The 15418-nt window shown below is 39.4% G+C and carries 12 protein-coding genes; 5 read left to right on the top strand and 7 right to left on the bottom strand.

Annotated elements, in window-relative coordinates:
- Positions 1–102 precede the first annotated feature (102 nt).
- A complete protein-coding gene (locus L1068_RS03600) occupies positions 103–987 on the bottom strand; it encodes a LysR substrate-binding domain-containing protein (protein ID WP_237129126.1) in 885 nt (294 codons plus the stop codon).
- Positions 988–1055: 68 nt separating this feature from the next.
- Between L1068_RS03600 and L1068_RS03595 the strand changes: the two genes are divergently transcribed.
- Positions 1056–1640: a hypothetical protein gene (locus tag L1068_RS03595; protein WP_054979149.1), complete on the top strand. Its 585-nt coding sequence runs from the start codon at positions 1056–1058 to the stop codon at positions 1638–1640.
- A 35-nt stretch (positions 1641–1675) separates the two neighbouring features.
- On the opposite strand, the gene L1068_RS03590 is transcribed toward L1068_RS03595, so the two are convergent.
- A complete protein-coding gene (locus L1068_RS03590) occupies positions 1676–1960 on the bottom strand; it encodes a DUF1496 domain-containing protein (RefSeq protein ID WP_237129125.1) in 285 nt (94 codons plus the stop codon).
- A 140-nt stretch (positions 1961–2100) separates the two neighbouring features.
- Here L1068_RS03590 and L1068_RS03585 point away from each other — a divergent pair, with 140 nt between their 5' ends.
- Positions 2101–2907: a hypothetical protein gene (locus tag L1068_RS03585; RefSeq protein ID WP_237129124.1), complete on the top strand. Its 807-nt coding sequence runs from the start codon at positions 2101–2103 to the stop codon at positions 2905–2907.
- Positions 2908–2913: 6 nt separating this feature from the next.
- On the opposite strand, the gene maiA is transcribed toward L1068_RS03585, so the two are convergent.
- Complete coding sequence (maiA, locus tag L1068_RS03580) at positions 2914–3540, bottom strand: maleylacetoacetate isomerase (protein ID WP_237129123.1); 627 nt, start codon at positions 3538–3540, stop codon at positions 2914–2916.
- A gap of 99 nt (positions 3541–3639) precedes the next feature.
- Positions 3640–4935, bottom strand: a complete 1296-nt coding sequence (hmgA, locus tag L1068_RS03575; RefSeq protein WP_105171892.1) for a homogentisate 1,2-dioxygenase — start codon at positions 4933–4935, stop codon at positions 3640–3642.
- Positions 4936–5170: 235 nt separating this feature from the next.
- Between hmgA and L1068_RS03570 the strand changes: the two genes are divergently transcribed.
- Complete coding sequence (locus L1068_RS03570) at positions 5171–5596, top strand: MarR family winged helix-turn-helix transcriptional regulator (RefSeq protein WP_237129122.1); 426 nt, start codon at positions 5171–5173, stop codon at positions 5594–5596.
- Positions 5597–5666: 70 nt separating this feature from the next.
- On the opposite strand, the gene L1068_RS03565 is transcribed toward L1068_RS03570, so the two are convergent.
- From L1068_RS03565 to L1068_RS03555, 3 genes are all read right to left on the bottom strand, one after another.
- Complete coding sequence (locus tag L1068_RS03565; RefSeq protein ID WP_237129121.1) at positions 5667–8765, bottom strand: TonB-dependent receptor; 3099 nt, start codon at positions 8763–8765, stop codon at positions 5667–5669.
- Positions 8766–8929: 164 nt separating this feature from the next.
- Positions 8930–12115, bottom strand: coding sequence for a TonB-dependent receptor (locus tag L1068_RS03560; protein WP_237129120.1), 3186 nt, complete (start codon positions 12113–12115; stop codon positions 8930–8932).
- Between the two features lie 74 nt (positions 12116–12189).
- Entirely contained in the window at positions 12190–13011 is an 822-nt protein-coding gene (locus L1068_RS03555; RefSeq protein WP_237129119.1) for a S1/P1 nuclease, read from the bottom strand.
- A gap of 336 nt (positions 13012–13347) precedes the next feature.
- On the opposite strand from L1068_RS03555, the gene L1068_RS03550 reads away from it, so the two are divergent.
- Positions 13348–14076, top strand: coding sequence for a hypothetical protein (locus L1068_RS03550; protein WP_237129118.1), 729 nt, complete (start codon positions 13348–13350; stop codon positions 14074–14076).
- Positions 14063–14998 carry a hypothetical protein gene (locus tag L1068_RS03545; protein ID WP_237129117.1) on the top strand — a complete coding sequence of 312 codons (936 nt, stop codon included), beginning with the start codon at positions 14063–14065 and terminating at the stop codon, positions 14996–14998. Before L1068_RS03550 ends, L1068_RS03545 begins: the two co-directional genes overlap by 14 nt.
- Positions 14999–15418 lie beyond the last annotated feature (420 nt).

The following is a 15418-nucleotide window of genomic DNA, read 5'->3' as shown; positions in this document are numbered from 1 at the left end:
AGACTAATGCTTTAAATAGTTTTTGAATATGCAAATTATGCATAGCACTGGAAGGCTTTCATATCACCTAGCGTTCTAATGATTACTTTTACTCATTCAACCTTAGTTCAAATCGTCGCTTTCTAGTGCCTGTGTTATGCCTTGCCAGTAAATAGATTTTGTATGATCGCTAGACGGAATTCGATATAAGCTAACGCTTAGGTTATTGATGGCATCAAACCCGGTGATAATGCTGAGCTTTTCTTCTTGAAGCTCTTTTTCAATCGCGAATTCAGGCAGCCATGCCATACCTAGCCCTTGCATCACCATGGTTTTTAAACTGTCTGCCATTGATGAACTCGCCACTTTATCAAGTCTGCTTTTTGTTTGCTGGTCTAGTGCATTATCAACGGTACGGCCGAGAAAAATTGAAGCTTGATAAGCAAGGTAGGGTACTTTAGTTGCCGTTTGCCACGTATTAACTTGAGAACTCAGTGCGACCGGCAATAGTTTTACTGCGCCAAGTTCAAAACGCTCATAACCTTCACTTAGTAATTCTTCATCATGAAATGCGAGTAAATAGTCACAGTTATTACTTTTGAGTAGTTTTGTACAGTCGTCAGCATCGGCGATTTGAAGCTCAGCGCTGACATTAGGTAACTGTCGCTTTAGAGTTTTTAATATTTTTGGAAATATCCCTAACGCTAAGGTATGAGTTGCGGCGATTTTTAGCTCTTGGGCATAACTTGTTGCCCGTAGCTTTTCAGCCGAGTTGTTGAGTAAATGTAGTACTGATTGTGCAGTTGGCTGAAACGCAATGCCTTCTTTTGTGAGACTAAGCGGGTTGGTGCGTCTATCAATGAGTTTACACCCCAAACTCTTTTCTAATGCTTGAATTCGACGACTAAACGCCGGTTGGGTTACAAATCGTAATTGTGCAGCTAAACTAAAGTTTTTAGTTTCACTTAGAATAAGAAAGTCTTGTAACCATTTTGTTTCTATGTTCATTTAACGTATCAAACTAATTTAGAGTACAGTATTGAGCAATGCTCACATTGATTTAAAGGGATCATACTATGCGCATAATAATGATGTTAGTTATTTTACTCGCAAGCTTTACATTAAGCGCAGCGCAATGCCTAAGTGCCCCACCGAGCAAAGTTGGTTTAGCAGATTTACCTGCTAATAATAAATTAACGCGCAGTCAAGAAGCGAGCTTGAATCGTTTGTTTAAAGATTTAAGCGGTTCGTGGCTTGGAAAAAGTGATGGGTTTTATTGTATTGGTGAAGAGCTTGCTAATGCGCGTAAGGTCCCCAAATCGCATAGACTGGAAATGGTTTTTGCTAATGATGACTCTATGGTTTTAAGAGCGAAAACCAACGCCCAAGAGCGCGATGAATTTACACAACGGATCCAAAGTTTAACCTTATATGCAAATCAAGGTTACCTGCGGTTTGATCAGAATAACGAGGCTGGCGATATTTGGATAGAGGCACTGTCATCTACTCATGTTAGTGTTTGGTCAGTTAGTCGAGCAGGTACTGTGTATCATCTTATTAATCGCGTATTAAAGCGCAGCCCAAGTGCGTTTACATTAACTATGACAACATACAGCAACAACCGTTTGACGAGCCACTATGTCGCGCGTATGTCTAATTAGCTTGATGTTTAGCAGCAAAGCCAATTGAGTCGCGTTTAATTTACCGTTATCTTGGGCTTTGTTTTTGGGTAAATAATATTGCCTTTTTTATCAAGCTGATACCATGCCACAGGGCCATTTTCTTGGTTAGGGTATCTTTGTGTGCAAATTAACCTTGTGTCGTTAACCTCAATTACCGCACCTAAGGTATATTTTTTATCGTCATACCAACAGATCAAATGATTTACCTCAGTTTCTAGCCAAATATGCTTTTTTGGTGTTTGCGCTTTCGCTAACGAAGAGACAATCAACATTGGTAGTACTAAAGCCAAAACTCTCATTGTTGTTTCCTTATATTTGTGAATTTATTCATTCACTTCTAACCTTAAAGAGTTGCTAAGAGCAGAGTAGCGTAAATACCATGTTATGTCGTTTTTTTGCTTTATTTTTATTCTTTCTAAGTATACCTCTGCACAGTAAAGTGATAGATATCACGGTTGAAACCGATATTTATTTCTATGCTAAGGACATTATTGGCAAAACGCCAATCTTAGATATTACAGATTATTCGGGTAAAAATGCCCAGCGCGATGTCGTTGAATTTATTCTTATACAACAAGCGCTACTATTAGGCGGTGCAGATATTCAGTTTAACTTTATTTATGGCAATTACGATGCGCGTAATTTGAAGTTGTTAAACGAAGGCTTGTTGTTGCTATCGTTTGATTCACTTTGGCTAAGTGCGACAGAGCAATATAAGGATAATTTATTTATTAGTGAGCCGCTTATTCGCAAAGGTGAGTACTACGCGGGTGTGTATACATCTGAACAAAACGTTGCAAACTATGATGCAAAGACCTTATCGCTTTCGGACATGACAATTGTTTCAAGTAAAGATTGGCATGTTGATTGGGTCACCTTACAAAGTTTAAAACCTAAAAAGCTTGTGCATGAATCTGATTGGATTGTAATGGCTAAAATGGTTAGCCGAGGCTGGATTGATGGTATGTTAGCGCCGTTTAAAAAGCAGCATAACTTTTCTTACATTGGCCCTGACTATAAAATTTTTGCTATTCCCAATGTAAAAGTTGCGCTTAATGATAGTCGCCACTTTGTCGTTTCTAAAAAACACCCTTTAGGAAAACAAACGTTTGAAGCGTTGCAGCGTGGGCTAAAAATACTGAGAGACCGTGGCCTAATTGAAAAAGCCTACCGAGAGGCAGGCTTTTTAAATGACGATGTAAAAGACTGGCGTACCATTAAAGTAGCTGAGCCTTTATTTAATTAGTGTAACTTAGTTTGCATCAAGCTGGTTTTCAGGTGCGGCATCAATAAATGCTTGTATGCTGTTACAACGTTGATAAATCGCATTAATTTTTGGGAATTGTGCCAAATCAAGGCCAAATCGTAATGCATTAAATACTTGCGGCACTAAGCATACATCGGCAAGGCTCGGAGTATCGCCACAACAAAAATCCGTTGCACCAATTTGCTTTTCTAGTTTTTCAAAGCCAATTTCGATCCAGTGTAAATACCAAGCAGTTTTTTGCTCTTCGGTTACATTGAGTTCACCGGTTAAATACTTTAATACGCGTAAATTATCGATTGGGTGAATGTCACAAGCAATTGCATAGGCAAAACTACGTACTTGTGCTTTTTGCCACGGTTCATTGGGTAACAGTGGCGTTTCTGGATGAATCTCATCAAGGTATTCTAAAATCGCAAGCGATTGACCTAGCTTTCCGTTCTCAGTTTCGAGCGCAGGAAGTAAACCTTGTGGATTCACGTTTAGGTAATCGTCGCTTTGTTGTTCACTTTTTAGAAGATTTACCGGCACCATTTCGTGATCTAAGGCTTTTAAATTAAGCGCAATACGAACACGATAAGCAGCAGATGAGCGAAAATAAGTATAAAGTTTCATAAAATTAAGTCCTTTAAGCACGAACAAAAAAGAACGGTTTTCCGTTCTTTTTATACTAACTTTGTTAAGTATGCGGTCAGCAATTTAAGTGAAAAAATATTACTGACTAAAATATTTCTTAATACCTTTCCAGCAATCTAGGTAATTCTGCTGACGCTCTTTACCTTCAAGTGCATACTTGGTTGGTGAAATAACGTAACGCGATTCAAACATAAATGCGAGCGTGTTTTCATAACGCTGTGGTTCAAGCTCTGCATTTGATGCTTTTTCAAAGACGTCTGCTTCAGGGCCATGTGGCGACATGCAGTTATGTAAGCTCATTCCACCAGGTACAAAACCGTGTTCTTTTGCATCGTATACACCTTCAATTAAGCCCATAAACTCACTCATAATATTACGATGATAATAAGGTGGTCTGAAGGTATTTTCTGCAACCATCCAACGTGGTGGGAAGATCACAAAATCTACATTTGCAACGCCGGCAGTGCCTGAAGGTGAAGTTAATACCGTAAAAATAGATGGATCTGGGTGATCAAAACTTACCGTGTTCATTACGTTAAAACGCGAAAGCTCGTACTTGTATGGCGCACTGTTACCTGTCCAAGCAACAACATCAAGTGGTGAGTGACCGATATCGCAGCGGAACAAGTTGCCATTAAACTTAGCGACAAGTTCAAAGTCGCCTTCAATATCTTCAAATGCGGCAACAGGATATTGGAAGTCACGCTCATTGGTATAACCATTTGCGCCTACAGGACCGCGTTCAGGCAGAATATAAGGGTGACCGTAATTTTCGCAAATATAACCACGCGCTGTAGCTTCAATTAGTTCAACCGAGAACTTAATGCCACGTGGAATTACTGCAATTTCTCCAGGTTTGATTGCAAGTTTACCGCATTCAGTATGAAGTACTATAGCGCCTTGTTGTGGCACAAAGAGTAATTCACCATCGGCATTATAAAAGTAGCGACCATCCATTGAGCTATTCGCTACGTAAACATGAATACCAATACCTGTTTGACCATTGGCACTGCCATTTGCAGCCATGGTGATTAAGCCGTCGACAAAGTCAGTTTTTTCAGTTGGAATATCAATCGGGTTCCAGCGAAGCATAGTCGGAGGTGTTGGCACCTCGGTGATTGGTGCAGTGCGCAGTAAACCGTTATCAAGCGGTGAATAATCGCCTTGTACAACAGAAGGACGGATGCGATAAAACCAATTACGACGATTATCTGCACGCGGTGCTGTAAACGCTGTGGTGTTGTATTGTTCAGCGTATAAATCGTACTTTACTTTTTGCGGTGAAAACTGGCCGATAGGCAATGCACCCTCAAGGGCTTCTGTTTCAAACTCGTTACCAAAGCCGGTTAAATAGTCATATTCTGGAAAACTCATAGTCACTCCCATTGTGATTTTTAATCAATATAGTCTCACGTGAGACTAAATGCAAGTGCGCTTTTTACTTTTAGCGTTTATTAACATGATAAAGAGTAGCTTTATTGAAAAGTGTGTAACACCGTAAGCGTTGCTTGTATAAAAATGACCTAAGCGGTGCAGTACACGCTAGACTTGCTTGTAAAACGCATAAGTTAGCGTCACACTAACCGAAAATTTCTAAAACAAACACATTATGATAAGTCTTGATTCGTTCTTACCATATCGCATGGCGCGTCTTAGTAATGCACTCAGTAATAGTTTTGCAAAAGTATATGCCGATAAGTATGGATTAACAGTACCCCAATGGCGCGTGATTGCTCATTTGGCGCAGCAATCAAACTTAACCGCTAAAGATATCTGCGATAGGGCAGAACTTGATAAATCCACTGCATCGCGAGCGGTAAAGCAATTAATAGCAAAAGGCATTATTTTGGGTATGCGAGACGAAAAAGATAAACGCGCGACGGTGCTTGCCCTAACTGAAGTAGGCGAACAATTGTTTTTCCAATTAGCAAGTGATGCAAATAATTGGCAAAATGCATTATTTGATAAATTAACGCACGAAGAGCAAAGTACATTATTTATCATTATAAATAAGCTCGATGATGTGACCGATTAGTTTCGTAAGTTGCTTTAAAATCAAAAATGCCCAGCATGAGCAGGGCATTTTTAGTTAACAATAGTTTGTGTTAGAAGTTGTAACGCACGCCTAAGCGAATTTCCCAAAGAGATGGATCAACTTCTACACTGGTGCCTGATGGATTATAAAATTCCTCAAACACATATTGTCCTTGGTCATTCACATCCGCTTTGATAGCAGGTTGGAATGTACTACCACGTTTCAATACACCCCAGTCATCGTTTAGCATGTTGCCGATGTTTTTAACGATAAAGTAGGCTGAACCTGAGTGACCATCGTTAAAACCAGGAAATTGCTGCTCAACTTTGAAATCAATAGTTGTCCACCAATCACCATCGATTTCATTTCTATCTTGTATTTCGCCGCGTTTTAATCCTTCCGAGCTAACCCAAGCATTGAACGCTGCTAGGTCGAAGCCATCACCATAAACAACGTTTGCATCATTGCTTTGCGGTACATATAAAAGCTGGCGGTCCTCGTCATTAAATCCTAAACCACCAGTATCATAAGAGAAAGTGTATGAATAAGGGTTAGTTTGGCTAATTTGCCCAAATAGGTTAAAGCGCGTTTCTAAGCCATCAATAAATTCATGTACATAACCTGCGGAAAAGGTGAAACGATGTGGCACCTCGTAATTGGATGTAGAAACACCTGGGTTTTCAGGATCACTTACAGCTATTCGATGATAGTTTGAAAACGCCACAGAGCTTGTCATTGGGTGCACTTCTTTCGCAATGGTATATGCATAAGAGGCTGCAATATCAAAGCCGTTATCAAATGCTTTATTAAAAGCAAAAGAAAGCACATGGGAATAACCGTCACTACCTTTGACATTTGTCAGTAACAGATCGGATTCATAAGGGTGGTTCACTCCTGAATACACCGGGCGTCCGTCCGGCGCAGTTCCGGTAACTTCATCAGCTAGGTTTCTGATAACAGCAGAATCTTGTTTATCGGTATACAGATAATCTAAGTTAAAGATGTAGTTTGACTCTGTGATATAGGTTCCACCTAAGGCAAACTTCCATTCCGACGGAATTTCAAAGTTCGGATCGGTTACATTGGTGCTATCGTCCGCACCACCTTGTGAAACCGCGTCGTAAAGTTCAACTGGAATATCGTAACCGGGGCGCCCTGAACCATTAAACGCTATTGCATCAGGCCCCAAAATTTGAAGGTTTTTCTTATCGACTTGAATATTACGAATACCATCGTTTGAATAACTGTTTGAAATCCAAACATTCGGGTTACCGCCAGAATATAAACCAAATCCACCACGCAGCTCTAGTTGATCGTTGTAAATCCAGTTAAAGCCAAAACGTGGTTGCAGCAAATCAACGCCATCTAAGTTTTGTTGATTTGTAAAACCGTAACGCTGTTCAAAATTTACACTGTATTCTGGCACGTCATCACTGGTGTACACGTCATAACGTAAGCCAAAAGTCAGTGTTAAATCGTAATCAATTAAGTCGTATGTGTCTTGCACATAAAACGTATTGAGCGCGTACTCAAATTCACCAGCAGCGTCTTTAGGGTTGTGGCTTTGTGCATTGCCGTAATATACGCGAGCAATACCGTTTTCAAAATCATCAATCGAACTAAAACGGTATTCGCCCTCATTATGCTGGACAAACATATTAAAAACATCAAGTGACTCGCGTTCATAACCAAACGATATTTCATGATTATCTAAAAAGTAAGTACCTGCGAGCTTAAGTGATAAGTTGTCGTATTTTAGTTTGTTTGCTTGTCGCGAGTCATCAGGGCCAATGAAAACATTGACGTCTGGCGTTGGCGTTGATATACGCATTTCGCCAAAACCTGATGCCGCATCAATAGATATTTGACGATTATCTAACTTCGAATAGCCAATGCGTACTTCAGTTGAAAAGTCATCGGTCCAATCGGAATAAAGTGACGAAACGAAAGATTGTAATTTGGCGCCGCGTTCATAAAAGTGATTTGATAAAGATAGGGCACTTGAGCCCGAATCCGATTCACTTAGCGTATAACCATCATTATAGTTATATACTAGGCTTGCACGGTGATCATCGCTGATGTTCCAGTCTAGTTTGACTAATAATTTTTCATCTTCAACTGGCAAACTTGGGATCATGCTACCAGGATCATAACCGTAATTCGTTTTAGCAATTTGCGTAATGCGGTCTATCGTAGCTTGGCTTATTTTTCCATTTGCAAACGGCGTGTAATCAAATATCTGTGCGCCATCGAGCTCTTCATAAGAGGTGAAGAAAAATAATTTGTCTTTTATTAGTGGTAAACCAACATTAAAGCCATAACGTTTTTCACTGTAGTCACCTGTATCGACGTGAGTTCCTTCAATTGAATCACCCTTTAATGCATCACTGGTGTAATCAAAAAATACGCTGCCACTAACTTCATTATTACCTGATTTTGTAACCGCATTGATGTTACATGATGTAAACCCGCCGTATTGCACATCAAACGGTGCGAGTTCAACTGCTACTTGGTCTATCGCATCAAAAGAAAAGGGCATGCGTTCAGTGGGATAACCGTTACTGTTCAAGCCAAAATTATCGTTCATACGCGCGCCATCAACAGTTAAACTGTTAAAACGTGGATTACCGCCAGCGCACTGAATCGCATCGCTTGCCGCTTCGTTTATATAGATCCTCGGATCGGTTCGAATAATGTCTTTAATATCGCGATTAATTGCAGGCTTACTTTGTAAATCATTTAAGGTGAAGTTACTTGCAGGCCCTGTACCGCCCGATTGCATTGAAAGAGGGCGACCAGTAACAAGTATTTGCTCCATTGCTGATGCTGATTGAAGCTGCACACTTAATGGGTACTCTTTACCTAATGTAAGATAAATATTTTCTACCATAGTTTCTTCAAACTCGTTGGAATCAACGATTACTTGATAAGGACCGCCAACACGAAGGCCTTTTGCGCTAAATAAGCCTGCGTCGTTAACAGTTGCAGTTTTTACTGAACCAGAAGGTAAGTGGATAATCGTTATTTGTGTGCCAGTGGCAGGGTTACCGTTAGGCCCTACAATGTTACCTTTTAACGACGATGACGTATCATTTGCATTAACCACTGTTGAACATAGACAGCTTGCGACTGCAAGTGGCAGTAGTTTTTTGTTGAAGAGCGTGTTCATAGATCTTTCCCTTGATAGTAGTTTTAGTAAGCCTAAAACAGCATCATTAAGCTTTTATTAAAATTATTACTTTTTGGTTACACTGCAATAGTTTAGTCCAATTTAATTCAGTGTAAAAAAAAGCCCAGCAATTGCTGGGCTTTTATTTTCAAGGGATTTTTAATTTAGAACTTGTAACTTACACCAATCTTAGCTTGCCACGCTGACGAGCCAATATCGATTGTGCTGTAGTTTAATGTGCTTGCACCATCAAAACGTTTGTCAAGAATATAACGGCCTTGATCATCTAAGCCACCAAAGTCATAAAGCGTTTGGTTAGGGTATGTTAGACGTTTTTCAACACCCCAATCGCTGTTAAGCAAGTTAGCGAAGTTATCAACCATTAAGTAAACTTGCGCTTTGTGACCTTTTGCAAAACCAGGGATCTCTTGCTTAATGCTGATATCCATCTTAGTTACCCAAGGCTGGCTATCAGAGTTACGGTCCATAATTGAACCTGAAGCACTTAAACCGGCTTTATTCATAAGCGCGCTTAACTCTTCCCAAGAAATACCAGACTCTTCCCAGTTTACATTTGGATCATCAGCACCCGTTGGGATGTAAGCAAGGTATGCGCTGTTTGAGTAGAAGTCGCGAGTATCACCTAAATCACTATCTTTATACATGCCCATTACCCAGCTGAAAGGGCGACCTGAGCGACGTTCGAAGAACATATCAAAACGTGTTTCGTAACCGTCAAAGAACTCACGCTTGTAGTTTAGGTTTAACTTAAAGCTGTGTTCAATTTCGTAGTGACCGCGCGCAGCCATATCCATGTTACGGCTTTTAACAATGTTATGCTTATAGTTACTTTGTGCACGAGATGAAGAACCTACGTGATTTTCTTCGATATCTTGGTGCGTGTAACTCATGGTCATGCTTACGCCGTTATCCCAGTTTTTCGCAAGTGACGTAACAAAGATAATTGAGCGACCATCGTCATCAGCATTAGTCATCATGATGTCGAAGTTGTCAGCTTTATCGCCTTCGTAACGGCTTTCGTAAATTACACGTTCGCCATCAGCTGCTAAACCCACTTCTTTAAGTGCTGTGTTTTTCCAAACTGCTTCATTTTGTTTCTTCTCATAAGCAAGTTCTGCTGACCAAATGTAGTCATCACCAAAACCTTCAATTGAGAAGTTGTAGTCAAAGCCTAATTGTGCACGCCAGCTTGATGGTAGCTCAAAGTTAGGATCCGTGTAGTTAGTGCTACCTGCACCTGGTACTAATGAATCTTGGATTGCCTGAGGTACTTCTGTAATATCAGCAGGGTTTTGCGAATAGTAATCAGCAATTGCACTGCTTGGTGCTGCGACAAAAGTAATACCATCGTTTTGGAATGGGTTGTTATACCAAACGTTAGGGATACCACCTTGGAAACGGCCTACACCACCTTTAACGGTTAAGTCGTCGCTCGCAAACCATTGGAAACCAATACGTGGAAGAATGATGTCTAAGCCATCAAGGTTTTCTTGGTTGCTGAAACCATAAGTTTCTAAAAACGCTTCGTTAAGGCGTGGTTTATCATCAGAAGATAAACGTTCATAACGTACACCAGCAGTTAACTCAACGTCATCGTGCGGGTAGAAAGTGTCTTCGATGTAAAGTGCAATTTGGCTACGTGTTGCGTCATAGGCCGTGTCTTTTGAATCGTTTGTGTAGGCATTTGCATAGTCAAAATCGTAGCTACCACGGAAGTTACCAACTTCACGATTTGCAAAACCATCAAAGCTATCAAATTCCCATGAACCTAATGAGTTTGCTGCAAATAGGTTGTATAAACGTAAACGCTCGTACTTAGCACCAAATTTAATCTCATGGTCGCCAAGTAGGTATGTACCATCAAATGCAAGCGCAGTATTTTGGTTTTCTGCGTAGTTCGCATGACGGAATTGATCCATACCAAACTGGTAAGCAGGGCCACGGAACTTTTCTTCAACTAGCACGCTACCGATGTTTGAGTTAGTGTTGCTCTCAGTTGTTACATCTTTGTGGCTAATGCTGATTTCTGATGAAAAATCATCATTCCAATCTGAATAAATCTTAGTTGCGAAGTTATTGAATGTATTAACATAAGTGTAACGGTTTGATGCTAACATCACAGTGTCGCCACCATTACCGAAGTTACGCTCATCTTGGTCGTCTTGCCACTGGTAAGTGAAATCTAGACGATGCGCGTCGTTAATATTCCAAGTGATTTTACTGATTAGTGTATCGTTAGTATCTTCCGGATCACCACCTAAAGAATCAGTCATACCGTATTCTGTTTCTAAAATAGATAAGAAACGGTTGAAGTTTTCTTCAGTTGTGTTGTAAAGGTGAGTTGCACCAGAACCTTCAAAACCATAATCCATTTCTAATTCACTACGCCATGATGTGTAGTTCGCGAAGAAGAATAGTTTATCTTTGATAATTGGACCACCAACACTGAAACCGTAACGTGCTTCAGTTTGAATTGGGTCTACTTTTTCGGTTTCGTACGTACGCTCGTCTTGACCTTTAATTTCAACTAGGCGATCTACGTCACCAGCCATATCTGGTGTTGATGTTTCATAATAGCCAGAGAACTTAAACTCGTTTGTACCTGACTTAGTTACCGCGTTAATTGTACCGCCACCAAAGTTACCTTTAGATGCTGAGAATGGTGCAAAGTCAACAGTAACCTGCTCAATAGCATCAAGTGATACTGGCGGCTGTTGTGATGGGTAACCACTGAAGTTTAGGCCGAAATCATCATTTTGTGAGATGCCATCAACGGTTAACGCGTTAGTACGTGGATTGTTACCAGCAATTGTTAATTCACCAGAACCAGTTACTGTCGCTAGTGGGTTAATACGCGCAATATCTTTAATATCACGGTTGAAGCTTGGTGCATTTTCGATGATTTCTGCACCGAATGCACTGTTTGCTCCGCCAGCTTGTTGTGTATAGCTAACACCCGTTACTTGAATTGTTTCCATCGTTAATGGTTCAAGTTGCTCGCTAATACGGCTTGTTTGACCAAGGCTTAAGTAAATACGATCTTTAGTGATATCTTTATACTTGTCTGAATCGATGATTACAGTGTAAGGACCACCAACACGAAGACCTTTAGCAAGGAATGCACCTGCGTCGTTCGTAGTGTATTCAGTAACCGTACCCGATGGCTCGTGAATTAATTTAATTTTAACGTTAGCAGCAGCTTCACCTGCAGGCGTAGTAATTTTACCGCGCACAGCTGATGAGGTTTCTGTCGCATAAACTGCACCAGATGCACCCAAACAAGCAGCAACAGCAAGTGTTAAAGCGCTTTTACGTAGTTGCGTTTTCATTAGTAGTTTCCCGTGTAACTAAATTTGAAAGTTAGTTTTAAAAATTTTATTGCTTTTGTTCATGCGTTAGCAGATTACTTAGTAGCTGCTTTCGCGTGTGCCGATTCGTCAAAAATGTGGTTTAACAAACCAGCTAATCTAATTCCGCCTTGTAGCAAACGCTGTTTAATCACAGGCATTTGCTCGTAGACGTAATGGTATTTAAATTCACCGTTACCGATATCATACAAACCTTGTGCTAAATGAAATGATTCAAGCACCCAATCTTTGGGCTCTGAGGCTAGGTAAGTAGAGATGAGCTTTGCGTCATTTGTATCAATAAACTCGGCGAATTCACTGTAAGAAAGGTTTTCGCTTTCAACTAAGTCTTTATCCCACAATGAGTGTAAATTGGTTTCTTTACCGAAAAATTTCACTTTTATTTTATTTCCACCCCAGTCTTCACTGCGACCAGCATGCATTGGTTGATGAATATCACCAACTAAATGAGTGAGGAAACGAAAATAAAATTGCTTGTCTTTTAATGAGGTGTTCGTGCTTTTAAGCACTGCGGTGGCTTTCAAAATACCAGCATAAATATCAGTAACTTCGCCCTCAGTAGCTGAAAGGTGATAATGATGAGGTTTAAATTCGTCTGCTGACGCGATATTAATATAGTGCCATTTTCCAGACTCTTTTTGCCAAAAGGATTCTGGGTTGGAGCGCATTTCATCAGCCCAAGTGGTTACTTCAGCCAGTTTATCGCCTTGTAATAATGGGGAAATAGCATTACGAGTTTCAGCAGTTAAATGATTGTCGGCAATCTTGCCGATTATACGATGCCCATTTTGACTCCATGCGCCCGCTTGAAAGTGCGTTAGCGTAAGAGCAATTAATATCAAAGAACGTAAGCTCATAATCATCTTTTTAATTGTATGTAGTTGTTATCAACAAGGCTAATTGTCCTTAGTTTTACAAAAATAGAAAGGACTCATTGGGATTCATAATTACTTGTTAACAAACTAGTTAAATCAACGGTTTATGTTTTTTAAATAAATTTACTTGTTGCAATAAGTAAATATACGTGATGAAATTGAGGCTTGAATTGAGCATAGATAATAACAATTAAAATGAAATATAACTTTTTGTTTTCAAAAGCGGTAATAACAGCTGTTTTTTGTATGTTAATTGTTCTTTTTGGGTTTTTAGGGGGCTCTCAATACCCAACCAAATTAAAGGCAATTGATACTTTTATGTCTGTCAAGCAACAATGTGATAAAGCGTTGTCAGAAAATGAAAATACGTTCAATATTTATGTACCAACAGAGCAGTTAGCAAAGCAGCTCATACCGTATTTTTGTAATAACCCGATTGTTGCAAAGCAGTTTGGCCAAGTGCAGTTAAACTGGGGTCATAATATGAGTGATGCATTAGATTTTATCGGGCGAGGCAACGCTGATTTAATCATGACTAAAGAGAATTTAATGGTTGCCTTTAAAAGCGAATACACTTTTAACTATAAAACTTTGCTTGCCTATCCTGATTACACAGCATTTTTTATCTCGTTAAACGAAAAACCAAAGCTTGAAAAAGAGTATTTTATTGATAAGCGTATTGGCCTGTTGGATTACCCAAGTAGTCGTTCTGGCTACATTTTACCGAGAACGCTGTTTAAACGTTTAAATATTAACGTCGATAGTTTGGACATTGTGCAGGCTAGCTCCCATTCTACGCTGAGAGATCTGTTAGCTGAAGGAAAAGTCGATGTGATTGCGTCGTATTGGAAGCAAGACGATATGGACCGTTTTTTGGAAAATTACATTACGCCGATTAGCAGTAAAGTGAGTGGAAGTCGTTGGTATTTTAAAATGGAGACAGAGAACACAGAACTTGTATGTGCAATTAATCAAATTATTCACCGCCATGCAAATGCCCAAACCTCTCCCTATTTTAAAGATGTAGAAAGTTATGTTGAATGTTAAAAAAAATAAGCAAATTTTGCTGTGCATACTAGTGTTTTTGGTATTTCAGTTAGTCTATGGCGTAGCTAAACGCATAAATCTTGTTAATGCTCAGTACCAGTTAACACAACATATTGAAAATAGAATCGCAAAAGACTTAAATCGCTTACCTTTGCCTGATCCGAATAAAAGCAGTGCTGGCAATGACTTGGCCGTGGCAAATTACATTACGGCATTAAATGAAAAATTAACGCACCATCCTCTATTACCAAAGGTATTGGCTATTCAGTCAAATAAGTACGATGTTGGCTCAAATCGTAAAGTTATAACCCATCAATTTAGTACGCCTACACAAGTAGTGCGATTTGCTTTCTCGCTGAAAAAATTGGGTTTATTTGATTATTTTTCGTGGTTGGCACTCATCGCAAGTATCGGATTTTATTTTTTAGTTAACTACCGCTATGACTTGAAGTTAACAAAAAACAATTTGGTAGTAGAGAATATTGACGAAGAGCGAGCGAGATTGGTTATCGACCTTGAACAGAAATTGCTGATCAACAGTCGTACTCACACAAGCGTACCACTCGCCAATAAGCCATTATGTTTTTATACAGCATTGATAGAATATTGCATGGCGCAACCAGATGTTTTACTTAACCAAAATAAAGAGCTGCCAGATGAACTTGTTAGCCTTGCAAACAAGTATTTTTATCGTTTAACAGAATTAGGACACACTATTCGTAAAAGGCCGAACTTTTCAAATAGTTTAGAGAAAACGCTAAGTGAAATTCGCGCTGCGCTAGATGAAATTCTATTGGATGATATTGAACTAAAAGACATGCTCTATCCACCAAAAGCCCATGGAGAAGGGTCACGTTCAAAGCTTCATCATTACGGATTACGTAATGTTGATACTGATCAAATTGAAATAATCGGTAAATAAATGTGAGAATTCAGTCGATGATACGTATTATGCTTTTAAGTTTCTGAGGCGTCTGCGTTTATCGACCTCTAATTTAATAAGTTTTTGAGTTATTAAAATTTGGTAACGCGTTTAACTTTGATTCTCGCAATTTAGCAAAACCGAGTAGACGTGGTGAAAAATACGGGTTCTATCATTTTAACGATTGTTATTTATTCGGTTTTTTCGCTGTTAGCAACTTCAATTTCTACTTTGTCAAGCGTGATAAAATTCATTTGAGGATCATTCGAAGTTAGCTCCGGTAGCTAAAATATCTAATTTGGTTTTTATGTTTCTAATTAAATCAAATACGCAAACCAATTAAAAAACTTATTTTTGTAGTAGGGCCTAGCTTGGGAACGCTAGCTTTATGCTATGAAAGGTAAAAGACGTAAGTGTTAG

The sequence above is a fragment of the Pseudoalteromonas sp. MMG024 genome, assembly GCF_021654175.1.
GTDB lineage: Bacteria > Pseudomonadota > Gammaproteobacteria > Enterobacterales > Alteromonadaceae > Pseudoalteromonas.
The sequence above is the reverse complement of the archived record's forward strand: the minus strand, read 5'-3'. Positions and strand labels throughout refer to the sequence as shown.